Source organism: Belnapia sp. (assembly GCF_059504005.1).
This window is the reverse complement of the sequence record NZ_JCACHU010000083.1, coordinates 29726-54124: the sequence shown is the minus strand read 5'-3', so window position 1 is coordinate 54124 and position 24399 is coordinate 29726. Positions and strand designations below refer to the sequence as shown.

The 24399-nt window shown below is 71.9% G+C and carries 23 protein-coding genes and 1 pseudogene; 11 read left to right on the top strand and 13 right to left on the bottom strand.

What is annotated here, in order from left to right; translation table 11 throughout:
* Window positions 1–23 precede the first annotated feature (23 nt).
* Entirely contained in the window at window positions 24–1043 is a 1020-nt protein-coding gene (locus AC5JJ1_RS12290; protein WP_495785413.1) for a phosphotransferase family protein, read from the bottom strand.
* Between the two features lie 86 nt (window positions 1044–1129).
* Between AC5JJ1_RS12290 and AC5JJ1_RS12285 the strand changes: the two genes are divergently transcribed.
* Window positions 1130–1594 carry a TspO/MBR family protein gene (locus AC5JJ1_RS12285; protein ID WP_495785412.1) on the top strand — a complete coding sequence of 155 codons (465 nt, stop codon included), beginning with the start codon at window positions 1130–1132 and terminating at the stop codon, window positions 1592–1594.
* Here the strand turns inward: AC5JJ1_RS12285 and AC5JJ1_RS12280 are convergent, their stop codons facing one another.
* The 4 genes from AC5JJ1_RS12280 to AC5JJ1_RS12265 are packed head-to-tail and all read right to left on the bottom strand — an operon-like array spanning window position 1595 to window position 5172.
* Window positions 1595–2545: a Bug family tripartite tricarboxylate transporter substrate binding protein gene (locus AC5JJ1_RS12280; protein ID WP_495785411.1), complete on the bottom strand. Its 951-nt coding sequence runs from the start codon at window positions 2543–2545 to the stop codon at window positions 1595–1597.
* A gap of 37 nt (window positions 2546–2582) precedes the next feature.
* Window positions 2583–3359, bottom strand: coding sequence for an enoyl-CoA hydratase-related protein (locus AC5JJ1_RS12275; protein WP_495785410.1), 777 nt, complete (start codon window positions 3357–3359; stop codon window positions 2583–2585).
* Entirely contained in the window at window positions 3356–4423 is a 1068-nt protein-coding gene (locus tag AC5JJ1_RS12270) for an LLM class F420-dependent oxidoreductase (protein ID WP_495785409.1), read from the bottom strand. Before AC5JJ1_RS12270 ends, AC5JJ1_RS12275 begins: the two co-directional genes overlap by 4 nt.
* Window positions 4420–5172 carry a glutaredoxin domain-containing protein gene (locus tag AC5JJ1_RS12265; protein WP_495785408.1) on the bottom strand — a complete coding sequence of 251 codons (753 nt, stop codon included), beginning with the start codon at window positions 5170–5172 and terminating at the stop codon, window positions 4420–4422. The genes AC5JJ1_RS12270 and AC5JJ1_RS12265 overlap by 4 nt, the downstream gene beginning before the upstream one ends.
* Window positions 5173–5299: 127 nt before the next feature.
* Between AC5JJ1_RS12265 and AC5JJ1_RS12260 the strand changes: the two genes are divergently transcribed.
* On the top strand, window positions 5300–6379 hold the full coding sequence (locus tag AC5JJ1_RS12260) for a TRAP transporter substrate-binding protein (RefSeq protein ID WP_495785407.1): 1080 nt from the start codon (window positions 5300–5302) through the stop codon (window positions 6377–6379).
* Between the two features lie 63 nt (window positions 6380–6442).
* Here the strand turns inward: AC5JJ1_RS12260 and AC5JJ1_RS12255 are convergent, their stop codons facing one another.
* The 7 genes from AC5JJ1_RS12255 to AC5JJ1_RS12225 all read right to left on the bottom strand — a co-directional run bounded on the left by AC5JJ1_RS12255 (window position 6443) and on the right by AC5JJ1_RS12225 (window position 16463).
* Window positions 6443–7822, bottom strand: coding sequence for an HlyD family type I secretion periplasmic adaptor subunit (locus AC5JJ1_RS12255; protein WP_495785406.1), 1380 nt, complete (start codon window positions 7820–7822; stop codon window positions 6443–6445).
* On the bottom strand, window positions 7806–9503 hold the full coding sequence (locus AC5JJ1_RS12250) for an ATP-binding cassette domain-containing protein (RefSeq protein ID WP_495785405.1): 1698 nt from the start codon (window positions 9501–9503) through the stop codon (window positions 7806–7808). The genes AC5JJ1_RS12255 and AC5JJ1_RS12250 overlap by 17 nt, the downstream gene beginning before the upstream one ends.
* Window positions 9500–11236 carry an ATP-binding cassette domain-containing protein gene (locus AC5JJ1_RS12245; RefSeq protein WP_495785404.1) on the bottom strand — a complete coding sequence of 579 codons (1737 nt, stop codon included), beginning with the start codon at window positions 11234–11236 and terminating at the stop codon, window positions 9500–9502. The genes AC5JJ1_RS12250 and AC5JJ1_RS12245 overlap by 4 nt, the downstream gene beginning before the upstream one ends.
* A 4-nt stretch (window positions 11237–11240) precedes the next feature.
* On the bottom strand, window positions 11241–11957 hold the full coding sequence (locus AC5JJ1_RS12240) for a hypothetical protein (RefSeq protein WP_495785403.1): 717 nt from the start codon (window positions 11955–11957) through the stop codon (window positions 11241–11243).
* 93 nt (window positions 11958–12050) lie between these two features.
* Window positions 12051–13295: a glycosyltransferase family 4 protein gene (locus AC5JJ1_RS12235; RefSeq protein ID WP_495785402.1), complete on the bottom strand. Its 1245-nt coding sequence runs from the start codon at window positions 13293–13295 to the stop codon at window positions 12051–12053.
* A 5-nt stretch (window positions 13296–13300) separates the two neighbouring features.
* Window positions 13301–15538 (bottom strand): glycosyltransferase, encoded by a 2238-nt coding sequence (locus tag AC5JJ1_RS12230; RefSeq protein WP_495785401.1) that lies wholly within the window; start codon window positions 15536–15538, stop codon window positions 13301–13303.
* A 49-nt stretch (window positions 15539–15587) separates the two neighbouring features.
* Window positions 15588–16463 (bottom strand): calcium-binding protein, encoded by an 876-nt coding sequence (locus AC5JJ1_RS12225; protein ID WP_495785400.1) that lies wholly within the window; start codon window positions 16461–16463, stop codon window positions 15588–15590.
* A 429-nt stretch (window positions 16464–16892) separates the two neighbouring features.
* Here AC5JJ1_RS12225 and AC5JJ1_RS12220 point away from each other — a divergent pair, with 429 nt between their 5' ends.
* From AC5JJ1_RS12220 to AC5JJ1_RS12205, 4 genes and pseudogenes are all read left to right on the top strand, one after another.
* Window positions 16893–18407, top strand: a complete 1515-nt coding sequence (locus AC5JJ1_RS12220; RefSeq protein WP_495785399.1) for a calcium-binding protein — start codon at window positions 16893–16895, stop codon at window positions 18405–18407.
* A gap of 145 nt (window positions 18408–18552) precedes the next feature.
* Window positions 18553–19329, top strand: a pseudogene (locus tag AC5JJ1_RS12215) (nucleotide sugar dehydrogenase); the annotation flags it as partial.
* 175 nt (window positions 19330–19504) lie between these two features.
* A complete protein-coding gene (locus tag AC5JJ1_RS12210; RefSeq protein WP_495785398.1) occupies window positions 19505–19915 on the top strand; it encodes a UDP binding domain-containing protein in 411 nt (136 codons plus the stop codon).
* Window positions 19916–19997: 82 nt separating this feature from the next.
* Window positions 19998–20201 (top strand): hypothetical protein, encoded by a 204-nt coding sequence (locus AC5JJ1_RS12205; protein ID WP_495785397.1) that lies wholly within the window; start codon window positions 19998–20000, stop codon window positions 20199–20201.
* Here the strand turns inward: AC5JJ1_RS12205 and AC5JJ1_RS12200 are convergent, their stop codons facing one another.
* On the bottom strand, window positions 20202–20846 hold the full coding sequence (locus AC5JJ1_RS12200; protein WP_495785396.1) for an MSMEG_1061 family FMN-dependent PPOX-type flavoprotein: 645 nt from the start codon (window positions 20844–20846) through the stop codon (window positions 20202–20204).
* A 119-nt stretch (window positions 20847–20965) separates the two neighbouring features.
* Between AC5JJ1_RS12200 and AC5JJ1_RS12195 the strand changes: the two genes are divergently transcribed.
* The 5 genes from AC5JJ1_RS12195 to ybgC are packed head-to-tail and all read left to right on the top strand — an operon-like array spanning window position 20966 to window position 24389.
* Window positions 20966–21715 (top strand): YebC/PmpR family DNA-binding transcriptional regulator, encoded by a 750-nt coding sequence (locus AC5JJ1_RS12195; protein ID WP_495785395.1) that lies wholly within the window; start codon window positions 20966–20968, stop codon window positions 21713–21715.
* Window positions 21712–22227, top strand: a complete 516-nt coding sequence (ruvC, locus tag AC5JJ1_RS12190) for a crossover junction endodeoxyribonuclease RuvC (protein ID WP_495785471.1) — start codon at window positions 21712–21714, stop codon at window positions 22225–22227. The genes AC5JJ1_RS12195 and ruvC overlap by 4 nt, the downstream gene beginning before the upstream one ends.
* Window positions 22228–22273: 46 nt before the next feature.
* Complete coding sequence (gene ruvA, locus AC5JJ1_RS12185) at window positions 22274–22882, top strand: Holliday junction branch migration protein RuvA (protein WP_495785394.1); 609 nt, start codon at window positions 22274–22276, stop codon at window positions 22880–22882.
* The gene (gene ruvB / locus AC5JJ1_RS12180) at window positions 22879–23958 is read left to right on the top strand and encodes a Holliday junction branch migration DNA helicase RuvB (protein WP_495785393.1); all 1080 of its coding nucleotides are present in this window, start codon (window positions 22879–22881) and stop codon (window positions 23956–23958) included. Before ruvA ends, ruvB begins: the two co-directional genes overlap by 4 nt.
* Window positions 23955–24389, top strand: coding sequence for a tol-pal system-associated acyl-CoA thioesterase (gene ybgC, locus AC5JJ1_RS12175; protein WP_495785392.1), 435 nt, complete (start codon window positions 23955–23957; stop codon window positions 24387–24389). The genes ruvB and ybgC overlap by 4 nt, the downstream gene beginning before the upstream one ends.
* Window positions 24390–24399 lie beyond the last annotated feature (10 nt).

Sequence of the window (24399 nt, the reverse complement as noted above, 5' to 3'; positions counted from 1 at the left end):
CATAGCGGCACCTGCTGGTGCCGCTACCCCTCGATGCATTCGAGGCCCCGCCGCGCGAAGGCCACCGACAGCTCCCCGACCTTCGCTGCATCCGCCGAGGCCGCCGTGCCCGTCCGCGCGCGCACCGCGATCCCCTCGAAGATCACGGCGAAGCGGAACATGGCGAAGGCGCGGTGGAAGGGCTCGAGCCGCGGCGCCGGCGTTCGGCGGCAGGCATAGTAATGCGCGACATACTCCTCCTCGGCCGGAATCCCGAGCCCGGCGAGGTCGAGCCCTCGCATCCCGCCATACTCCTCCGGCGTGCTCCGCCAGGGGATGGTGCTGAAGGCGAGGTCCGCCAGCGGATGCCCGATGGTCGAGAGCTCCCAATCCAGCACCGCCACCACCTGCGGCCCGTCGGGGGCGAACATCACATTGCCCGGCCGGTAGTCGCCATGGACGATGCTCGCCTCGCCGTCATCGGGCGGAATATGCGCCGCGACCCAGCCGGCCAGCTCGGCCAGCTCCGGGATGTCGCGGAAGCGCTGCCCCTCCCACTGCCTGGTCCAGCGCCCGACCTGCCGCTCGAAGTAACTCCCCGGCCGCCCGAACCCCTCCAGCCCCACCTTCCGCCAGTCGGCATCATGCAGCCGCGCCAGCGTCTCGGCGAAGGAGAGATACATCGCCCGCCGCTCCATGGCCGAAGCCCCCGGCAGGTCGCAGGTGCCGAAGACCCGGCCCTCGACCCGCTCCATGACATAGAAGGGCGTTCCCACCACCTCCGCCCCGTCATGGAACAGCACGACCGGCGGCACCGGCACCCCGCTCCCGGCCAACGCCCGCAGCACCCGCGCCTCCCGGTCGACGGCATGGGCCGAGGGCAGCACCTCCCCCGGCGGCTTCTTCCGCAGTACCAGGCGGCGATTGGCATAGGTGACGAAGAAGGTCGGGTTGGACTGCCCGCCCGAGATGCGCTCGACCGCCATCTCCCCCGCGAGGCCGGGGATCGCCCCGCGCAGGAAGCCATCCAGCCGCGCAGCCTCGAACTCCGGCGCCTCGCCCATGCCCGCCTCCTTCCCAATTCGCGGAAGCATGGCCGGGGCGAGGGGAGGGAGCAACCGTTCCGCCCCGTTTGCGCTAAGCTGGCCGCATGACCCCCAACACCCTCGCCCTGCTCGGCTTCTTCGCGGCCTGCTTCCTCGTCGCCTGCTCCGGCGCCGTCTTCCGCCCGGACGACTGGTACGAGAACCTGTCGAAGCCAAGCTGGAACCCGCCCAATTGGCTCTTCGCCCCGGCCTGGACGCTGCTCTACATCCTGATCGCCATCGCCGGCTGGCTGGTCTGGAAGGAGGTCGGCTTCGGCCCGGCGCTCCTTCTCTATGCCGTGCAGCTCGTGCTGAATGCCGGTTGGTCCGGCGTCTTCTTCGGGATGAAGCGCCCGGACCTCGCCTTTGCCGAGCTGGTGCTGCTCTGGCTCTCCATCCTCGGCTGCATCCTGCTCTTCGCCCCGGTCAGCGCGACGGCGACCTGGCTGATGGTGCCCTACCTCGCCTGGGTCACCTTCGCCGGCGCGCTGAACTACGCGATCTGGCAGCGCAACCCGCGCGCGGCCTGATCAACTGCGTTTGCGGCTCATGCCGGAGGCGATGAGCGCCGCCTCGACCCCCGGCTGCACCTCGCGGATCGCGGCGAGCGTCCGCGCGCCCTCAATCACCCGGCTGGCGATGCCGCCCGCCGCCTGGCGCGCCTGCACCTCCGGGTCCCGCGCCGCCGCCATCAGCGCCGCCTCCAGCCGCTCGCGGATCGGCGCCGGCAGCCCCGCCGGCCCGGCCCAGATGATGAGCTGCCGCGTCGCCGTCTCGTAGCCCTGCTCGATCAGCGTCGGCACTTCAGGGAAGTCCGGCCAGCGGTCGACGCTCGCACTCGCCAGCATCCGGAGCTGCCCGCCGCGCACCAGCCCGATCATCTCCGAGGTGCCGGAATAGGTGTCGACATGCCCGCCCGCCACCTGGCTCGCCGCCTCGGTGATGCTGCCGAAGGGCACGTAGCTGATCTGGATGCCCGCCAGCCGCGCCAGGTCGAAGAAGCTGACCGCGGAGCCGGGATTGGTGCTGGCCACTGTGATCGGCCGCCGCTTCCCCTCCGCGATGAAATCCGCGAGCGTCCGGACGTTCGGCATGGACGGGCCGACCGGAACCCCGATCCGCAGCTCCGAGGTGCAGCCGAGGAAGTCGAAGCTCTCCCAGGGCTTGTAGGGCAGGTCCATCGTCAGCGGCGCCACCACCAGCGCCGACAGGCCGACGAGGCCGAAGGTATAGCCATCCGGCCGCGCCTGCGCGATCCGCCCGGGCCCTAGCGTCCCGCCCGCGCCCGGCGTGTTCCGCACCGGGATGGCGACGCCGAGCGTCTTCTCCATATGCGCGGCGATGGCGCGGGCCACCACATCCGTGCCCCCGCCCGGCCCGAAGCCGGTGACGAGGCTGATCTCCCGGCTCGGCCAGCGCTCGCCCTGCGCCAGTGCCGGCGCGGCGAGCGTCATCCCGGCGAGAAGCGTTCTACGCTTCATTCTTTCTCTCCTCCCCAAAACCCCTCCGCGTCGGGCGCTATCTCCCGACCCAGCGCGGCGGCCTCTTCTCCACGAAGGCCCGCGGGCCTTCCTGGAAATCCTCGGTTTCCTTGATGCGGGCGCTGGCCTCGCGGCTCATCTGCCAGAGCGCCTCGTCGTCCAGGACGAGGGCCTGCCGCGCGATGGCGAGGCTCTCCCGCACCGCAACCGGCGCATTGGCGGTGACGCGCCGGGCGAGGCCGAGCGCCGCCTCCCGCACCTCCGCCGCCGGCACCACCGCATTCACCAGCCCATGCTGCAGGGCGAGCGAGGCCGCAATCGGCTCGCCGGTTGCGATCATCTCGAGCGCGACGGCCTTGGGCAGCGCCCGCGGCAGGCGGAACACGCCGCCCGCCGCCGCGACCAGGCTCCGCTTCACCTCCGGCAGGCCGAAGGTGGCGGTTTCCGCAGCGATGGCCATGTCGCAGGCCAATAGCAGCTCCAGCCCGCCTGCCAGCGCATGCCCCTGCGCCGCCGCGATCCAGAGCTTGGTCCGCGGCGCCCGCACGAAGCCGGCAAAGCCATGCCGCTCCGTCGCCAGCGCCGCGCTGCGCCCGGCCGAGACCTCCTTCAGGTCGGCGCCGGCGCAGAAGGCATGCGGCCCCGCCCCGGTCAGCACGACGGCCCAGATGTCGGGGTCCGCCTCCGCCCGGTCGACCGCCGCCTCCAGCCCGGCGGCGACCGCGGCATTCACCGCATTCCGCGCCTCCGGCCGGTTGATGGTGACGAGCGCGATGTGCGGCTCCACCACCTCGAACAGCACTGCCTCGCTCATGCCATGCCTCCCGCCGGGGCCAGCCCCGCCGCCTCCGCCATGACCTCGATCGCTGCCGGCTGGCGCGAGCGCACGCTGAGCGCATTCGCCCCGCTCTCCGCCCAGGCCTTGAACCTCTCCCTGATCCGCGCCGGCGGCCCGACCAGTGACTTCATGTCCACCCAGTCATCCGGCACGGCGGTGATCGCCTCCTCCTTCCGCCCGGCCAGGTAGAGCTCCTGGATGCGCGCGGCGGCCTCGCCGAAGCCGCGCCGCTCCATCATGTCGCGGTGGAAATTCTTGTCCTTGTGCCCCATGCCGCCGACATAGAGTGCGACCTCCGGCTTCAGCCTGGCGAGGCCGGCCCGGACGTCATCGGTGACCTCGACATGCACGCTCGCATGGATGGTGAAATCCGCCCGCGTCTTCGGCCGGCCTGCCGCCTTCTCCGCCCGCCGGAAGCCCTCCTCCAGCAACGGCATGAAATGCGGCAGCGTGCCAGGGACGAAGCCGAGCGCCAGCCAGCCATCGGCGATCTCGCCGGTCAGCCGCACCATCGCATCCGTCTCCGTGCCCAGATAGACGGGGATGGAGGGGTTCATGTGCAGGATCGACTTCAGCGGCTTGCCGATGCCGAGCGCGCCGGGCCCGGTATAGGGCAGGGCGATCTCCGGCCCGTCATGCGCGACGGGCGCCTCGCGCGCCCAGATCTTCCGCATGATGGCGACATAATCCTTCACCCGGTAATAGGGCTTGCCCCAAGGCTGCCCGTACCAGCCCTCGACGATCTGCGGCCCGCTCACCCCGAGCCCGGCGATGAAGCGCCCACCGCCCGCGAGGCTGTCGACCGTGCCGGCGCACATCGCCGCATTCGCCGGCGTCCTTGCCGCGAGCTGCATCACGCCGGTGCCGAGCTTGATGCGCTTCGTCACCGCCGCGAGATAGGCGAGCGGCGAGACCGCATCCGAGCCATAGGCCTCCGCCGTCCAGACGGAGTCGTAGCCCAGCGCCTCCGCCCGCTGGATGAGCGCGACCGGCACGTCCAGCCGCGCATTCGAATAGCCGATCGAGAGCCCGAGCTTCATCCCCACACCTCCTCCGGCATCGGCAGGCCGGCGAAGACCTCCGGCCCCAGCCTGCCCTCGGGCTCGATCCCCATCCGCTCCAGCACCCACATGAGCTGCCGCGTGTGCTGCCCGCTGTGCCAGACCGTGCGCTCGAAGAACTCGTGCAGCGACTGCCGCCCGTAATAGACCTGCGCCGCCTCGGTCCAATCCCGCCCGCGCCCCGGCCCGGCGAACCAGGCGGCGAGCCGCGCCTCGACATCCGCCGCATAGGCCAGCAGCGCGGCCTTCTCCGCCTTGGGCGGCAGGCGGAAATAGGCCTCGTAGCGGAGCGGGATGCCTGCCTCATGCTCGAGGAAGGCATCGACGATGTTGACGATGTGGTAGACGAGGTCGGCATGGGAGCGCGGCCGGTCCGGCAGCAGCGTGCCGAGGCTCGCCTCCGGCAGCTGCGCCGCAAAGCGTCGGGCCCCGGCGAGGATCGCCTCCTGCCGCCGCCTGAGATCTGCCACCGGCAGGATCTGCGGCGCTCCGAGATCGATGCCGACCAGCTCGGCCACGTCCCGCAGCACCTGCCCGTTGGCCCAGGCCTCGCCGCGCGTCACGATCGGCACCTGCCGCAGCCCGAAGCGCTCCAGCTCGGCGTAGGCCGCCTCGTCGGCAAGCACGTTGCGCGAGGCGAAGGGCACCCGGTGCCGCGCCAGGAACTCCTTGGTGCGCAGGCAGCTCGTGCAGCCGGTCATCCAATAGACCCGCACCTCGTCCTGCATGGCGACGATCCCCCGGTCGTTTTGCCGAAGCTTATACGCCCCTGCGGATACCGCCAGCCGGGGACTTCCCCGCCGGGCCCATCCATGGTTCTTCCCGCCTCCGAAAGCATCCGGAGGGAACCCAGAGATGAACCGCAGAGCCATCCTCGGCCAGACCGCGCTCGCCGCCACCCTGGCGACGCCCGCCCTGGCGCAGACCACGCCCACGCTGCGCTGGCGCCTGACCAGCAGCTACCCGACCTCGCTCGATGCCATCCATGGCGCCGCCCAGGTCTTCTCCCGCACCGTCGCTGAGCTGACCGAGGACCGCTTCCAGATCCGCGTCTTCGGCCCTGGCGAGGTCGTGCCCGCCCTGCAGGCGCTGGACGCCGTCCAGGCCGGCACGGTGGAGTGCTGCCACACCACCGCCTCCTTCTATGTCGGCAAGAACCCGGCCTTCGCCTTCGCCACCGGCGTGCCTTTCGGCCTCAATACCCGGCAGCAGAATGCCTGGATGTACGAGGGCGGCGGCATCGACCTGCTGAACGAGCTCTTCCGCCAGTACAACACCTATGCCCTTCCGCTGGGCACGACCGGCGCGCAGATGGGCGGCTGGTTCCGCAAGGAGGTAAAGACGGTCGAGGACTTGCGCGGCCTCAAGATGCGCATCGCCGGCCTCGGCGGCACCGTCCTCCAGCGCGTCGGCGGCGTGCCGCAGCAACTCGCCGGCGGCGACATCTACCCGGCGCTCGAGCGCGGCACCATCGACGCCGTCGAGTGGCTCGGCCCCTATGACGACGAGAAGCTCGGCTTCAACAAGGTGGCGCCCTTCTACTACTACCCCGCCTGGTGGGAGGGCGCGGCCAACACCACCTTCGTCGCCAATCTCGATCAGTGGAACGCGCTGCCGAAGAGCTACCAGGCCGCCATCCGCACCGCCTGCTCGGAGGCGACGCATTGGATGGTCGCCCGCTACGACACCCGCAACCCGGAGGCGCTGCGCCGCCTGCTGGCCGGCGGCACCCAGCTCCGCGGCTTCCCACGCGAGGTGATGGATGCCTGCTACCGCGAGGCCCTGGCGCTGGAGCAGGAGCTGGCCCAGAAGAGCCAGGAATATGCCAGGATCCATGCCGCCTGGTCGAAGTCGCGCGACGACATGCGGGCCTGGTTCCGCGTCGCGGAACTGTCCTTCGACAACTACATCGCCCAGGCCTCGCAGCGGCGGTGAGGAGGGCGCTGCCCTCCTCGAGCTCCACCCGCCAAGGGCCGAAGAGCCCTTGGAACCCTTGAGCTAGTCGCGCAAGGCACGCCGCGCCGCGGCGCTCAGCGGGGTCCAGAGGTAGGCGAAGGGCGTCCGCCTCTCGCCGAGGATGTAGAGCTCCGCCGGCATGCCCGCGACCGGCGCCAGGTCCGGCACCGAATCCAACTGCCCGGGATCGAACTCGACGCGGACGAGGAAATAGGGTTCGCCGCCGTTGTTCGGCGGCACCTGCACATCGGCGCCGACGACGATCACCTGCCCCTCCAGCATCGGCACGTTGCGTGCGCGATAGCTGCTCAGCCGGATGTTCGCCCGCTGCCCGATCGAGACCTGCTCGATATCCGTCGGCAGCACGCGCCCTTCGACCACCAGCCGGTCGTTCAGCGGCACCAGGTCGAGGATCGGCTGCCCGGTCTGGATCGTAGCTCCCGGGGTGAAGGCCTGGATGTTCGTCACCTTGCCGGCCTCGGGCGACAGCACCTCGCGCCGGTTCAGCACGTCCTGCGCCGCGCGCAGCTGCTGCAGCGCCGAGGCCGTCGTCGCCTCGGTGGTCTGCAAGTCGTTGGCGATGTCGGAGAGCCGCGTCAGCCGCAGCCCCTCCAGCTGCCGCTGCGCCTGGATGATGCCCTCGCGCAGCTGCGCCTCCTGCGCATTGGCCTGGCCGATGGTGGCAACGAATCCCGCCTCCTGCTGCTGCAGGTTCAGCACGGTGAAGCGCGAGGCGTAGCCCTGCGTCAGCAGCCGGTTGTAGCCCGCGATCTGCTCCCGCACCGCCAGCAGCTGCCGCCCCGCCCCGTCGCGCTGCGCCTGGGCGCCGGCCACCTGCTCCTGCAGCTGGGTGATGGCGCGCTCCTGCACGCCCATCTGCCCGTCGAAATTCGCCCAGCGCGCCGCGAACAGCGCCTGCTCGGCGCGGAGGAAGACCTGGATCGCCGAATTCGCCGCGGCCTCCGTCTCCAGGTCGACCGGGAAGGCCAGCTGCCGCTGCTCCGCCTGCTCCGTCCGCAGCCGGGCGATGCGCGCCCGCCCGCTCCAATAGGCGGCACGGGCCTGGCCCGCGATCGCCTCCGCCTGCGTCACGTCGAGCTGCAGCAACGGCTGCCCGGCCTGCACCACTGTCCCCTCCTGCACCAGCAGCCGGCGCAGGATGCCGGGCTCCAGCAGGTTGACGGTCTTCCGCCGCCCCTCGGGCACGAGCTGCCCGCCGGCCAGCACCGCCCGCTCGGCAACCGTCATCGTCGCCCAGCCCGCGATGGGCAGCAGGGTGATGGCGAGCGTCAGCAGCGAGCGCCGCACCAGCCGGTCGACCGGCGGGCTCTGCACCGCCCGCTCCAGCTGCTTCTGCAACGACTCCTGGGGGAGGGCGGGCGGCAGCGCCGCGGCCTCGCCATGCTTAACCAGCTGCTGCACGATGCTGCTCCATTCCCGTCGCGCCGGGGCCGCCGGCCAGCCATTCGAACCCGCCGCCGGCCTCCAGCCGCAGCCGGTGCCCGGCGAGGTCCGCCCAGGTCGCCGCCTCATGCGTCACCAGGATCACGACGGCGCCGGCGGCGCTCGCCTGGCCCACCGCCGCCCGCATCCCCCGCCGCGCCGCGCCGTCGAGGCCGATCTCCGGCTCGTCCAGCACCAGCAGCCGCGGCATGCCGTAGAGCGCGCGGGCCAGCCCGACCAGCCGCCGCTGCCCAGCCGAAAGCCCGGCGCTGTTCCCGGCCGGCGTCTGGTAGCCCAGGGGCTGCCGCCCGATCATCTCATGCGCGCCCGCCATCCGCGCGGCCGCCACCACCAGCTCCGCCGGCGCTCCCGGCCCGCGGCCGATATTGGTGAAGATGTCGGCCTCGAGCAGCTGGATATCCTGCGGCAGGTAGCCAATCCGCGCCCCAAGCTGGCCGCGGTCGCAGAACCAGGTGTCCTGCCCGTCGAGCAGCACCCGCCCCGCATCGGGCGGCACCAGCCCGAGGAGGAGGCGCAGCAGCGTCGTCTTGCCCGCGCCGTTGCCGCCCTCGACCAGCAGCACCTCCCCCGGCGCCAGGGCGAAGCCGAGCCCGGCGAGGACCGGCCGCTCCCGCTCCGCCGGATGGAAGCCGAGCCCCTCGGCCACCAGCCCCGCCGGCGCCCCGGCGGCCGGCAACCGGGCGACGACCGCCGCCTCCTCCGCCAGCGCCTCGCGCAGCCGCCCCCAGGCGCGCATCCCGGCCCGCCAGGCCTCGAAATGCTGCACCATCCCGGCCAGCGGCCGCAGCGCGAACTGCCCGAGCAGCACGGCGCCGAGCACCAGCCCGATCGACCCCTGCCCATCGACGATGCGGAGGATGCCGAAGCCGGCCAGCGCCATCGCGGTTAGCGCCGCAACCAGCGCCTGCAGCTCGCGGAGCGCATCCGCGCGCGCCTCCGCCCTATCGGCGAGGCCGAGCGCCGCCTCGTAGCGATGCTGCCAGCGCGCCAGCAGCGCCGGCATCTGCCCGAGACCGCGCACCAGGTCGGCATGCACGAGCTGCCCGGCCAGCTCATGCGCCGCGGCGCCCAGCTCCGCCTCCGCCTTGGCCGCGACCGGGCCCGCCGCCCGCCGCAGCACCAGGGCGAGCGCCGCCGTCGCCGTCAGCCCCGCGGCGAGGATCCAGCCGAAGCCCGGATGCAGGTGGAAGAGGAGCGCCAGCGCCGCCGCCGCGCCCGCCAGGTCGAGCAGCCCCGCCACCGCATCGCCCGCGACGAGGCGCTGCGCCGCCGCGACGTCCTGCAGCACGCCGAGCCCCGCCACCATGCCGCGCCGCGCCGCCCGCCGGATCGCCGCCTGCAGCGCCTCCGCCCGCAGCGCGAGGCCGAGCCGCTCCGCCATCGCCTGCAGCAGCGCCTCGCGCCGGTGGCGGTAATAGGCCGAGAGCAGCGTCGCCAGCGCGAAGACCAGCAGCAGCGCCAGCACGGTATGGCCGTTCTTGCTCTCCAGCACGCCATCGGTGATGTGCGCGATGCTGAGCACCAGGTCGAACACCCCGAGCACGCCGCCCAGGCTCAGCAGCAGGATCGCCAGCGCGCCCCCCGGCCCGAACCCCATGGCCCTGAGCCAGCCGTGCCGGTGGGACAGGCTCGCGCTCATGCCGCCGCCGCCTTCCGGCCCGGCAGCATCGGCGCCTGCGTCGCCCCGCCGATCCGCTGTGGCCCGTCCTGCGCTCCCGCTGGCACCAGCGAGCCGTTGCGCAGCGCCAGCACCCGGTCCGCCGCGCCGACCAGCGCCGGCCGATGCGTAGTGAAGACCACCGCCACCCCCTCGCGCCGCAGCTCGGCGAGCAGGAGGATCACCTCCGCCTCGCCCGCGGCATCCAGCCCGGCGGCCAGCTCGTCCAGCACCAGCACCCGCGGCCGGCCATAGAGCGCCCGGGCCAGCGCCAGCTGGTGCTGCTGCCCCATCGAGAGCGGCCAGGCCCCGTCCACCGGCGTCGCATAGCCGAGCGGCAGGGCGGCGACCGCCTCATGCACGCCCGCACGCCGCGCCGCCTCCAGCACCTGCGGCATGTCCGGCGTGCCGAGCCGGGCGATGACCTCCGCCACCGCCCCCCGCCCGAGCAGCGGCTGCTGCGGCAGGAAGCCGAGATGCCCGGCCAGCGCCTCGCGGTCCCACTGGTGTACCGCATGCCCGTCGAGATAGACGCCGCCCGCGGAGGGCGGGAACATCCCGACCAGCACCCGCAGCAGCGTCGACTTGCCGCAGCCGGACGGCCCGACGATCGCCACCGCCTCGCCCGGCTCGGGCGCCAGGTCGATGTTGCGCAGCAGGATCGGTTGCAGGCCGCGGAAGGTGAAGCTCATATGCTCCGCCACCAGCCGTGCCTGCGGGCAGGGGAAGGCCGTGCCGCGGTTGAAGCTCGGCGTCTCAGCGAGCATCCGCCGCAGCCGCTGCCAGGCCGCCATCGCCTCCGCCGCCTCCCGGCTGCCGCCCGCAAAGGCCGCGAAGGGCCCGACGAGGCCGAAGGTGAGGAAGAAGAACCCCATCCCGACGCCGCGCCCGGTCATCCCGCCGAGGACCAGGGCGGCCATGAGGAACAGGAAGGCGCCGCCGAACAGGCCGAGCAGCGCATCCAGCGCCAGCCGCAGCCGCCTCGCCCGCTGCCGCGCCAGGAAGGCCTCGCCCGCCGCCACCGCCTCGGTCGCCAGCAGGCTCCCCGCCAGCCGCGGCAGCATCCCCATGGCGAGGATCGCCTCGCCCGCGCGCATCGCGTCGGCGGCGAGGCCCCGCGCCTGCGCCGCGCCGGCCCGCACCAGCTCCATCTCCCGCCGCAGCGCGCCGACCAGGGCATGGCTCAGCAGGCCGGCCGCGCCGTAGAACAGGATGGCTAGCACGGCAAAGGACCAATGCGCCGCAAAGGCCAGGATGATCAGCAGGGGCAGGGCCAGGATCTGCACCAGCGCCCGCGCCGCCAGCCCGGCGACGCCCCGCCGCACCGCCGCCAGGTCCTCGAGCGCCGCGCTGCCGAGCGCCTCCGGCCGCCCGGCCCGTTGGGCCAGGGCCAGCGCCGTCGCCACGCCCAGCCGTCCGGCGATGAACCGCCCGAGCCGCCTCAGCCCCGCCCACTGCTGCAGGCTCAGCGCGGCGGCGGCCACCAGCAGCAGCGCCCAGAGGCAGAGGATGGTGGCGACCGTCCCCGCGCTCCGCGTTTGCGGCACGGAGACCAGCAGCGTCGCCGCGGCCTCGACCATGGCGAAGCCCAGGCCCGCGGCGAAGAGCCCCAGCATCACCAGGAAGGCGGCCAGCCGCCGGACGACCAGCCTGACCGAGCCCATCGCCTCCGACAGGGTGGTCTGGAGGCCGCTCTCGACCGTCGCGCGGGCCAAGGGCCTAGATCCCGTAGCGGGCGAAGATGAAGGCCAGCACGCCGCAACCGAGGCCGACCAGCAGGGCGATCAGCACCACCTGCCAGACATCGACCCCGCCCTTCGCCCCTGCCTCCGGCGGCGCCACGAGCTGCGCCAGCTTGTCGTCCAGCCGGGTGAGCCAGAGCTCCATCGTGTCCACCCGGCGCTGCATTTCCTGGCCGGCCTGGGCGACGGCCTCGAGCGCCGCGCCGTCCGGCAGGCCGGCCATGCGCCGGCGCATGGCCTCCATCTCCTGCCGGATGGCAGCCTGCTCGGCCACCAGCGCCTCGGCGGCAACCTGCAGCTGCGCTGTGGCCGTCGCCGGCACCAGCGCCTCCTCCTGCCGGCGCGCATGGACCGGCACCTGCATGGTGGCGCCGTCCCGGCCATGGGCGACGACGGTGAGATCGCGCAGCTGGCGGAACCACTGGCGCTGCAGGGCGAATTCGAAGGCATGGGCGCCATCGCCGATGCCGTGCCTGGCCAGGTCCGGCCGCTGGTTGCCGGCAACGCCGGTGGCCACTACCTCGCCCGCCAGGCGCAGCTCGACCGTCACCCGGTCCTCGGGATGCGCCGCATCCCAGACCCAGCCGTACAGGCGGTCCGCCGTCGCATTGTCGATCAGCCCGCGCAGATCGGAGGGGGCGGCCATCCCGTCGGCCGGCGGAGCTTCCTCGGCCAGCGTGGCATCCATCGGCATCGGCGAAGACTTTCCTTGAGCAGGCCCAGGCCGGGCCATGCGCTCGACCAGATGACATCCCGGGGCGGCAGGCGCCCCGGACCGGGCGGCATTCTAACCGGGCGCGGGCGCCAACGCAGCTTTATACAACTCAAGGTGCCGGCGCGCCGCCTCGGCCAGCGTCACCGGCGGGGCGATGCCCGCGACCAGCCGCTCCCACAACCCTTCGGTCTCGACCGCGCGGCGCATCACCTCGGCGAGCCCCGCCGGGTCCTTCACCGGCGCATGCAGCCCGTCGACGCCGTCGCGCACCATCTCCGCCATGCCGCCATGTCCGCTGCAGATCACCGGGCGGCGGTGGCGGAAGGCCTCCTGCACCACGAGCGGCGCGTTCTCCCACCAGATGGACGGGATCACGACCCAGTCCACCTGCGCCATCAGCCCCGCCAGCGCGTCGGCGGCATAGGCGCCGCGGTAATCGGCCGCCGGCGCCTCGGCGAGGGCGGTGTTGAACTCCGCCATGAAGGCGTCGGACTGGTAGGCCGCCCCGCCATTCAGCGCGACGCGATGCGCGACGCCCGCCTCGCTCAGCCGCTGCGAGGCGCGCAGCAGCATCAGGCTGCCCTTGAAGCGGTTGACATGGCCGAAAAAGCTGAAGCGGTCCCGCCGCCCGTCCGGCGCGGCGCGGAAGGGCGCCGCCGGCAGCTCCGGCACGCCGTTCGGCATGACGCGGAAGCGCTCCATCGGCCAGCCGGACGCCGCATAGCGCCCGCGGGCGAATTCGCTCGGCACCAGGATGTGGTCGAAATCCGCGAAGACGTCGCGCAGCTCAAGCTGCCGCATGACGATGTCTGTCGCCCCCCGGTCGGGGAAGCAGCGCAGGCACCCGTCGAGCGTCGGCCCGGCGCAGAGCCGCCCGTCCGTGGTGAGCAGCTGCCCCTCCTGCGGGCAGATCGGGAAGAAGTCGTGCGCGGTGAAGACGAAGCGCGCCTGCGGCGCCAGCCGCCGCAGCAGGTCGATGGTCTCGGTGCCGAGCTGCAGCGCGTGGTGGACATGCACCACATCCGGCGCCAGCGCCTCGACCAGCGGGGCGAGCGTCGCCAGCCCGTAGGTGTCCGGCTGCGACAGGAAGAAGCGGTCGAAGCTGTTCAGCCAGAGCAGCATCTCGTCCGTGGCCTGGCCGACCGCCTGCATCAGCGTGCCCGGCAGCGGCTCGCGGTGGGCGCCGGTGACGGCGGCGAGGAACAGCCCCTCCACCCCATGCCGGTCGCGCAGCTCGCGGAACAGGTTGCGGGCGAAGACCTCGGTCCCCCCCGCCTGGAGCGTCGGGTGGTTGTGGCAGAGGAAGAGCACGCGCATGGCCCTCACCCCGCCCCGCCGCGGCCGGGCAGGGTGCCCGCAGGCCAGCCGCGCCCCATCAGCGCCGCGATGTCGCCGGCCCAGCGGCGGTGATGCAGGCCGCGGTTATAGGCGGCCGCCAGGGTCTTGGCGTAGCCGCCATGCAGCGTGATCGACTGCCGCTCGAAATGGTAGAGCTCCGCCTCCGGCACATAGGCGATGCCGTGCCCGGCGGCCCGCAGCTTCAGGCAGAGGTCCGAATCCTCGTAGTCGCCGACCACGTAGTCCGTGGTGACGCCGCCGACCGCCTCGAACGCCGCGCGCCGCACGCAGAAGGCCGCGCCGGTGATGCCCGGCACCTCCCGCGCCGCGTTCGCGGGCGGGAAGTGCCGCGGCAGGCCCTTGAAGTAGTGGCTGTTGTACCAGTCGCCATCGCCGCCGAGCTGCTCGAAGTAGAGCCCGGCATGCTGCAGCGACTGGTTGCCGTAGAGCAGCTTGGGGCCCACCGCGGCGATCCCCGGCGCCGCCTCCAGCATGCCGAGCAGCGGCCGCAGCCAGCCGCGCCGCGCTGGCACGACATCGGAGTTCATCAGCAGCAGCACCGGCGCCCGCGCCTCCGCGGCGCCCGCGTTGCAGGCGCTGCCATAGCCGTAGTTGGCCGGCTGCACGACGAGCGTCACCGACCGGCCGCCGATGCCATGACGGCCGCGCAGGTTGTGCTCCAGATCCTCCCGCTGCTCCGGGCTGTCGAGCACGAAGATCAGCTCGGCCTCGTCGAGGCTTGGATCCCGCGCGAAGGCCGCCAGCTGGTGCCGCAGGAAGAAGACGTTGCGGTAGATCGGGATCACTAGGCTCGCCACCGGCGCCGCCACGGGCCGCCCGATACGGACCACCTCCGGTACCTGCCGCGCCGCCATCACCCGTCGGTGCAGCCGCTCCACCGGCGGCGCGAGGCAGCGGGCCATGATCTCCGGCGTCACATGCGAGGGCGCGATGCCGCCCAGCACCCGGTCGCGCGCGAGCAGCGGCGTGGTGATGGCAGGCGGCGCCACCAGCGCCACCTCGTCGCCCGTGCTGAGCCGCACCTGCAGCCGCCATTGCGCCGAGGGCCGCAGGGCCGCCCGCGGCAGATGGGCGACGAAGCCGGCCTTCAGCTCCGGCCCGCCATGCGCCGCCTCGCCGAAGCGCTTGCCGAGGTCCGGCCGCGGGAAGCGCAGCATCTGCTCCGGCAGCAGGCGCTGCTCGCCGAACCGCCCCTGCAACGTCAGCCGGTCGACGAGGCCGAGCGGGTCCCGCAGCCAGCCACGGAGGAACAGCCCGCCGCCATGATCGTCGACCACGAGGTCCAGCGCGCCGCCGAAGGGCTCCTCCGGCTGGCTCATCTGCGCCGCGGGCTGCGCCGGCAGCAGCAGCTGGTGGTCCCGCAGCAGTTGCCGCTGGTCCTCCTCGGTCACGGCGCGCCGAGCCAGCTCGGTCGTGGCCAGCCGGTAGAGGCTGCGCCCAGCCGGATCCTGCCGCCGCGCCAGCTCGGCGAGCGTCGGCAGCCGGCCGGGCGCCGGCGCCAAATGGACCGGCCCCGCCGCGCCGGCGGGCAGCAGGAACCCGCCCTCGAATCCGCGGTTGGCAAGGATCAGCGCCCCGCCCGCATGGCTCACCTGCCGCAGGCGGTGCTGCCCGAGGACGAAGGAGGTGGCCGGCTCCGCCGCCAGGCTGCGGGGAAGGGACCAGAGCAGCGCGTCGGCACCGCAGAGGGCAACCGGCCTGGCGCTTCGCTCCGGGGCCTGGGCCAGGCCGGCCAAGGCATGGCAGGAGGCGGCGAAGGCCGCATCCTCGGCCCCCCGCAGCAGGCGCCGCCCGCGCGCGGCGAGGAACCCGACGACTCGCAGGATCGCGGCCGGCTGCAGCCCGCCGAAGACATCCGCCAGCACGGCCGGCTCCGGCCGCAGGCGCAGCCGCCTGCCTGCATCGTCGGCGGCCTCCAGCGGCTCGCCGATGGCGAGGCCGGGTTGCGTGCGCAGCAGCAGAAGGGAGAGCGCCGGCTCCGTGCCCGGCACCGATTGCCAGGACATGGGCGGCTGGATCGGCCCGTGGGCCGAGGCGAGGGAGAGGCTCCCCGTATCGATGTCCGGCAGCCCCCGCGGCAGGACGAGCAACGCGACGCCGGGAGAAAGCGCCAGCAACGCCGCAGAAGCGAAGTCGGCGACATCCGAGGATGTCGCCGGCAGTGGGTCGGTCGTGTCCAGAACCCTTGCCCCTGTCGTCATGGGACACAGGTATCGGAGAAAGCTTTCCGCAGTCTTTACCCCGGGCGGCTCACTGGACGATCTTGATCCAGTTCTCCGGATGCGCGACTAGCTCGGATGCGCTGGCGCCGGTGACGCCCTTGATGACGATGGTGTCGCCGCTGCTCAGGCTGATCTTCACGCTCGAGCCCTCGATGGTGATTTTGCCGGCCAGGTCGTTGAGGCTACTCACGCCGTCCATGCCGGCCTTGATCTGCACGACATCCTCGCCGTAGCTGAAGCCGAGGATCGTGTCGTGGCCGCCGAAGCCCTGTTCGTAGGTGAACAGGTCCGTGCCGTTGCCGCCGACGAGCAGGTCGTTGCCGACGCCGCCCATGAGCGTGTCATCCCCGTTTCCGCCCAGCAGGGTATCGTCGCCGCCGCCGCCCCAGATGCTGTCCACGCCGTTGCCACCGGAGATGCTGTCGTTGCCGTCGCCAGCGGTCAGCGTGTCGTTGCCGTTGCCGCCCTGGATGTTGTTGTCGCCGTTGCCGCCGTTGATCGAGTCGTCGCCGTTGCCGCCGAGCAGCGTATCGTTACCGCTGCCGGCGACGATGGTGTCGTTGCCCGAGCCGCCGTCGACATAGTTGTTGCCGTTGCCGGCATCGACCTTGTCGTCGCCGCCGCCGGCGCTGACCGTGTCGTTGTACTGGCCGCCCTTGAAGCCCCACTGGAAGGTCGTGCCGTCGGCATTCGCGCTCCCGCTGTCGCCGATGTCGCTGCCCTTGTAGGCCACCCCTCCGGCGGCACCGCTGGCGTCGACCTGGGTGAGGCCGGTCGCAAGGCTGCGGTCAATGAACACCCCGCTCGTCTCGATGTGGTAGAAGGCGTCCACGCCGCCCGGGACCGAGCCGAAATGAGCGAGGTCGTAGGTGCCGCCCCCGACAACCGATGCAAAATCCGCCATGACCCACACCCCGCCGCCAATGCCAGGCGCCGACGAGGCGCCGTCCCATGGCCTTGGTCTTTAACCAGCGGTTGTACGGTGGTCAATCTGAAGGCACGTACTGCGACAACTCATTACACCGAGGCCAGCTCGGCCTGCCGTGACGGCTGTAACCTTTGCTGCCCCGCAGCAACGTGTCAGCCCCGCCGCCAAGGGCCTGAACATCCTCCAAAACCATCACATGGGCTGTATAGCGCGCCCGTGATACAGGTTAACCGTTGCAAAAGTTAACGGGAAATCTCCTAAGGCCCGTCCACTTCTGGTACAAATTGAGACGCCCTGCCTTCTTCACCACAGGTTGTGAACTCCGTATAAAGTGAGGGTATAGGTTGAATGGGACGTCCCATGGGGGTCGGCTCCTGTTCGCTTCTTTCATGCGGAGGCGCCTCGATGGGACTGATTTTTGGGACTAACGGCAAGGACACCCTGCCCGGAACGCCGGACGGCGACGTGTTCATCCCCTACGCCGGCGACGACATGATCTCCGCCCTCGCCGGCAACGACACGATCTGGGGCGGCAACCTCGGCAACGCCACGGTCGACCTCGGCACCGGCGCGGACGAGGCGCATCTCGCTGACGGCAACAACACCGTCATCGCCAATGCCGACACAGGGCCCGGCGCGCTGGGCGACATCATCATCGTCGGCAGCGGCAGCGACACGATCTACGCCGGCGGTGGCTCGAACTGGATCGTCGCCGGCGGCGGCAACGATGTCGTCTACTGGGTCGAGGGCGTCGGCGGCGAGATCCGGGGCGGCGAGGGCACCGACACCTTCGACATGTCCCAGGCCGCCTCCGGTCACGTGATCCTCGCCGCCGCCGGCAATGTGGTCGGCGAGGACCTCTGGTTCGGCGGCTTCGAGAAGCTCGTGGGGACCGACCAGGACGACACCATCTGGGGCGGGCTGGCGACGATCGAGGGCGGCGCCGGCAACGACTACATCAACGTCTACGGCGGCGCTGCCGCCACGATCGACGGCGGGACGGGCGACGACGTCATCATCGGCAGCGCCGGTGCGGACCTCCTCCTCGGCGGCGATGGCGACGACTACATCGCCGGGGCTGGCGGCCAGGACACGATCTTCGGCGGTGACGGGAAGGACGACATCCATCTTGGCGACGGCGGTGCCGAGGCCCATGGCGGCAGCGGCAACGATACCATCATCGGCGGCTCCGGCGCCGACAAGCTCTTCGGCGATGAGGGCGACGACTACCTGGCCGGCGGCGACGGCGATACCGTCGACGGCGGCGAGGGCAACGACCGGATCGAGCTCTCCGGCAGCGTCGGCGCGACCGCCTTCGGCGGCGCGGGTGACGACACCATCATCGGGAGCGACGGCGCCGACACCATCGACGGCGGCAGCGGCAGCAACTACATCGTCGCCGGCGCCGGCAACGACGTGATCTTCATCCACGGCAGCTGGAACTACGTCATCGGCGGCGAAGGCTTCGACACGGCCGACCTGTCCGACTCGACCGCCGACCTGTCGATCGACCTGAAGCGTGACCCCAGCTTCGCCTTCGACCTGAACCTCGTCTCGATCGAGGCCGTCAAGGCCGGCAGCGGCAGCGACACCATCACCGGCAGCGACGTGGGCAACCTGCTCGACGGCGGCGCCGGCAATGACGAGATCACCGGCGGGGCCGGCAACGATACGATCATCGGCGGCCTGGGCGACGACGTGCTGACCGGCGGCGCCGGGTCCAACACCTTCGTCTTCGGCGGCAACTTCGGCGGCGACCTGATCCTCGACTTCAAGATCGGCCAGGACAAGGTGGAGCTCAAGGGCATCACCGCGGACCAGATCACCTGGTCGGCGGATGGCGAGATCGCCTCCGGCAGCAACCACATCTTCGTCCTCGCCGACGGCAACCTCAGCCTCAGCGACTTCATCTTCAGCTGAGGCGAGACGGGGGGCAGGGACCCCACTAAGAAAGCGTGCAGGAAGGCCGGGCCCCAAGCCCGGCCTTTCGCGTTCACGCCCTTCCCACCGGCGGGACGTTGCGAAATCGTTTGATTTAGATGTATCGATATCGTAATAATACTGCATGCCGGACTCGCTCCCGTCGCTCCTTCCGCGCCCCGCCAGCCTGGCGGAGCCGCTTGCGGCGCGGCTCCGGGCTCGGGAGGTGACGGTTGCCGTCATCGGCCTCGGCTATGTCGGCCTGCCGCTGGTCCTCGCCCTGGTCGAGGCCGGCTTCCGAGCCATTGGCATGGATGCCGACAGGGCGCGCGTCGCCGAGCTCGCCGCGGCGCGCAGCCCAATCCGCCAGGTGCAGTCCGACTCGATCCGCGCCGCGCTGCGCACAACCCGCCTCCGCCTCACCGGGGAGGGAAGGGCGCTGGCCGAGGCCGATGCCATCCTCGTCTGCGTCCCGACGCCACTCGGCCCCCACCGGGAGCCCGATCTCGCCGCGGTCGGATCCGCCACCCGGCTGGTCGCCGCCCAACTTCGCCCCGGCCAGCTCGTCATCCTCGAATCGACGAGCTATCCGGGCACCACCCGGGGCGTGATGCAACCGATCCTCGAGTCGACCGGCCTCCGCTGCGGGCGGGACTTCTTCCTCGCCCATGCACCGGAGCGGGAGGATCCGGGCAATGCCCAACACCACACCGCCAGCATCCCCCGCGTGATCGGCGGCACCGACCCTGCCTCGCTCGAGCTGGCCCTTGCCCTCTACGGCGCCTTCGTCGCCCGCACCGTCCCCGTCGCCTCGGCCGATGTGGCGGAGGCGGTCAAGCTCACCGAGAACACTTTCCGCGCCGTTAACATCGCCCTGATGAACGAGCTGAAGCTGGTCTTCGAGCCAATGGGAATCGACATCTGGGAGGTGATCGAGGCCGCCCGCACCAAGCCCTTCGGCTACATGCCCTTCTTTCCCGGGACCTGGCCTCGGCGGCCACTGCATCCCGGTCGATCCGCACTACCTCACCTGGCAGGCACGGGCGCATGGCGGGCCCACCCGCTTCATCGACCTCGCCAGCGAGATCAACGCGGCCATGCCCCGCCATGTGCTCGACCGCCTGGCCGAGGCGCTGGACCGCGGGCAGGGCAGGGGCCTCCGCGGCAGCCGGATCCTCGTCATCGCCCTCGGCTACAAGCGCAACCTCGAGGACCTGCGCCACAGCCCGGCCCTGGTGCTGATGGAGATGCTGAAGGCGCGCGGCGCCGATGTCCTTTACCTCGATCCGCTGGTGCCGGTGATCCCGCCCCAGCCCGACCACCCAGGCCTCACCGGCCGCTGCGGCATCGCGCCCGGCGCGCTGGCGGGCTTCCAGGCCGGCCTGATCGTCACCGACCATGACGGCATCGACTATGGCGCCCTTGCCGCGGCACTGCCGCTGCTGGTCGATACCCGCAATGTCTGCGCCCGGCTTGGCCTGGCCGGGCCCCACATTGTCAAAGCGTAAGTTCCCGGGTGCTCACGCGTTTGTCACTCGGGCGCCGGCCCGAGGCATGCACGATGCGGTCAGACAACCGGGGATGGCAGCCATGGATCGTGAGGACACGCGCCGTTTCGGCCCCGGCACCTCGATCCTCGGCGGTGCCGCCGGCGGGTTGAGCTACGAGGGGGCGCTGCGCGATGCCGTCGCCCGGGAACAGGCCGCCCGCCGCAGCGAGGCCGGCCATCTCCGCCTGTCCGTCCAGCCGCCGCAGCCCGGCCGCAAGCGCCAGCCCGAAGCCGCCGAGGCCTGATCAGTACATCGTATCCACCAGCCGTTGCGGCGCCTCCCGGTCATAGGTGGCCGGATCCACCATCCCGCCGGTATGGGCCGCGATCATCTCCCCCATGCTCGGCACCGTCTCCGGCCGCCCCCGATCGCCCCAGAGCCTCGAGCGGAGCACCGCCTTGGCGCATTGTAGGTAGGCCTCGCGCATCTCGATCAGCACGACGGTCGCCGGCAGCCTCCCGCGCTCCGCGAAGCGCTCGCGCAGCGCCGGGTCGGCGGTGATCCGCGCCGTCCCGTTGACCCGCAGCGCCTCCCCCGCTCCCGGCACCAGGAAGAGCAGCGCCACGGCCGGGTTGGCGATGATGTCCCGCAACGCATCCAGCCGGTTGTTTCCCCGCCGGTCCGGCAGGGCGAGCGTCCGGTCGTCGAGCGGGCGGATGAAGCCCGGCGCATCGCCCCGCGGCGTCGCATGCACGCCCTCCGGCCCCACCGTCGCCAGCACCGCGAAGGGCGAGGCGGCGATGAAGGCCATCGCCTTCGGCTCCAGCCGATGGATCACCTTCCGCAGCACCAGCTCCCGCGGCGGGTCGTAGTGCCGTGCCAGCTCCTCCAGCGAGGTGACGGCGAAAGGATCCGGCACATGCGCCGGATTGGGGGCCAGGGCGTCCATGGCGAGGAGCCTGCCAGCCCGCTGCCCGGCTCCGCAACCCTCCCCGTGGCATTCCCTTTGTCCGCCAGCTATAAGCCCCGCTTCGCTTTGAATCTCAGGATCGGGAGAAGGCTGGGGCCATGGCCGGCCACTCGCACGCCAAGAACATCATGCACCGCAAGGCGGCCCAGGGCGCCAAGAAGGCCCGCGCCTTCGGCAAGCTGATCCGCGAAATCACCGTCTCCGCCAAGATGGGCCTGCCGGACCCGGCGATGAACCCGCGCCTCCGCGCCGCGGTCAAGGCCGCGCTCACCGCGAACATGACGCGCGACACCGTCGACCGCGCCATCAAGCGCGCCAGCCAGGCCGGGCAGGGGGAGGACTACCAGGAGGTCCGCTACGAGGGCTACGGCCCCTACGGCGTCGCCATCATCGTGGAAGCCCTGACCGACAACCGCAACCGCACGGCGGGCGACATCCGCAGCGCCTTCGCCAAGGCCGGCGGAGCGCTGGGCGAGACCAACAGCGTCTCCTTCCAGTTCGAGCGGCGCGGCGTGCTCTGGTTCCCCGGCCTGCCCGGCCAGGAGGAGGCGATGCTGGAAGCCGCCATCGAGGCCGGCGCCCAGGACGTCGAATCCGACGAGGAGGGCCATGAGGTCAGTTGCGCGCCGGAGGATTTCTTTGCCGTCCGCGACGCGCTCGAGGCCCGCTTCGGCAGCCCGGAGAGCGCCCGGATCGAGTGGGTGCCGAATGTCCGCATCGACCTCGACGAGGAGAAGGCGGCGGACATCCTGAAGCTGATCGACCGCCTGGACGAGAGCGACGACGTGCAGAACGTCTACGCCAATTTCGAGGTGTCGGAGGCCGTGTCGCAGCGGCTCTCCGCCTGACCGGGCCCGTCCGCCTTCTGGGACTCGACCCCGGCCTGCAGCATACGGGCTGGGGCCTGGTGGAGAGCACGGGCAACCGCCTCCGCCACCTCGCCGACGGCGTCATCTCCACCGATGCCGACCAGCCGCTGGCCGAGCGCCTCTGCACGCTCCATCGCGGCCTCGTGGCGCTGATCGAGCAGTGGCGGCCGCAGGAGGCCGCGGTCGAGCATACCTATGTCAACAAGAACCCCGGCGCCGCGCTCAAGCTCGGCCAGGCCCGCGGCGTGGTGCTGCTCACCCCCGCCCTCTCCGGCATCCGCGTCGCGGAGTACCAGGCGATGGAGGTAAAGCGCGCGGTGGTCGGCACCGGCCATGCCGAGAAGGCGCAGGTGGAGGCGATGGTCCGCCGCCTGCTCCCCGGCGCCACCATCCGCCGCGCCGATGCGGCGGATGCGCTGGCGGTCGCCATCTGCCACGCCCATCATCGCGGCACGCGCATCGCCTTCGCGAAAGGCTACGTGCCCGCATGAGCCCGCCGATCCAGACGTCCGGCCCTGCGGCCACCGGAGCGCAGGCATGATCGGGAAACTAACCGGCAAGCTGGACGGGCTACTCGAGGGCGGCTGCATCTTCGACGTCAACGGCGTGGGCTACTTGCTGTCCTGTTCCACCAAGACCCTCGACCGGCTGCGCGACGTGCAGGGCCAGGCCGCGATGCTGGTGGAAACCCAGGTACGCCAGGACGCCATCGTGCTGGTCGGCTTCGCCAGCGCAGCGGAGCGCGACACCTTCCGCAAGCTCACCTCCGTCCAGGGCGTCGGCACCAAGCTGGCGCTCGACATCCTCTCCGCCTTTGCGCCGGAGGACCTGGCCGAGGCGGTGCGCCGCGCCGACCGCACCGGGCTGCGCCAGGCCAATGGCGTCGGCGCCAAGCTCGCCGACCGGCTGGTGACCGAGCTGCGCGACTGGGCGGGCGGCATCCAGCCGCCGAGCGGCATCGCCGCCGGCCCCGCCACGGCCGCGCCGCCGCCCGGTGCCGCCGCCGATGCGGTCTCGGCGCTGATCAATCTCGGCTGGCGGCGCCCCGAGGCCCAGGCCGCGGTGAACCGCGCGCAAGGCCGCCTCGGCGAGGAAGTGCCGCTCGAGGCGCTCATCCGCGACAGCCTGAAGGAGCTTGCCCGATGAGCGGCTCCCGCCGGCGCCCTCCGCCGCCGCCTGAGACGGAGGCCGACGACCGCATCACCACCCCCGCGCGCACCGACGAGGATGCCGCCGAGGCAACGCTTCGCCCGCAGGTCCTGGCCGACTTCACCGGCCAGCAGGCGCTGCGCGAGAACCTTGCCGTCTTCATCCAGGCCGCCCGTGCCCGGGGTGAGGCGCTGGACCACGTCCTGCTCCATGGCCCGCCCGGCCTCGGCAAGACGACCCTCGCCCAGATCGTCGCCCGCGAATTGGGCGTGGGCTTCCGCGCCACCTCCGGCCCCATCCTGCAGCGCGCCGGCGACCTGGCCGCGATCCTCACCAACCTGCAGCCGCGCGACGTGCTCTTCGTCGACGAGATCCACCGCTTGCAGCCGGCGCTCGAGGAGACGCTCTACCCGGCGATGGAGGACTTCCAGCTCGACCTCATCATCGGCGAGGGCCCGGCCGCCCGCACGGTGCGGATCGACCTGCCGCCCTTCACCCTGGTCGGCGCGACGACGCGGGCCGGCCTGCTGGCGACGCCCCTCAGGGACCGCTTCGGCATCCCGCTCCGCCTGCAATTCTACACGCCGGAGGAGCTGCTGCGGATCGTCCGCCGCGGCGCCGAGAAGCTCGGCTTCCAGCTCGCCGAGGCCGGCGCGCTGGAGATCGCCCGCCGCTCCCGCGGCACGCCCCGCATCGCCGGACGCCTGCTCCGCCGCGTGCGGGACTTCTCCAGCGTCACCGGCATGCCTGCCGACCGCGCCATGGTCGACGGCGCGCTCACCCGCCTCGAGGTCGACAGCAAGGGGCTGGACGCGATGGACCGCCGCTACCTGCGCCGCATCGCCGAGCACCACAATGGCGGCCCGGTCGGCGTCGAGACCCTGGCCGCCGCACTGGCCGAGAGCCGCGACACCATCGAGGACGTCATCGAGCCCTACCTGATCCAGGAGGGCCTCGTCCTCCGCACCCCGCGCGGCCGGATGCTGGGGATGCCGGGCTGGACCCATCTCGGCCTCAGCCCGCCCGCCAGCTTCGCCATTCAGCCCGACCTGCTTTCGGGCAGCGAGTCGTGAAGCTTCCGCCGCCCGGCCCCGCCCACGGCTTCCCGATCCGTGTCTATTTCGAGGACACCGATGCGGGCGGCGTCGCCTATCACGCCAACTACCTCCGCTGGGCCGAACGGGCCCGGACGGAATCCTTGCGCGACATGGGCTTGCCACATCAGCTTATGATGGAGCGTCACCATTCGATACTCGTGGTGCGGCGCATCGAAGTAGAGTATTGGCGCCCCGCGCGGCTCGATGACGCAATCGTGGTCGAGACGCGGGTGATGGCGGTCCGCGGCGTCACCCTCCTGCTCGACCAGCGCATGGTCCGGGAGGAGGAGGCGCTGGCCGCCCTCCACGTGGAACTGGCCTGCATCGACCGGGACACCTTGCGGCCGAGGCGCATACCCGAGCCCTGGCGCGCTGCCCTCGGCGGCGCCCCGGGCGAGGCTGGATAGAGGAGAGTAG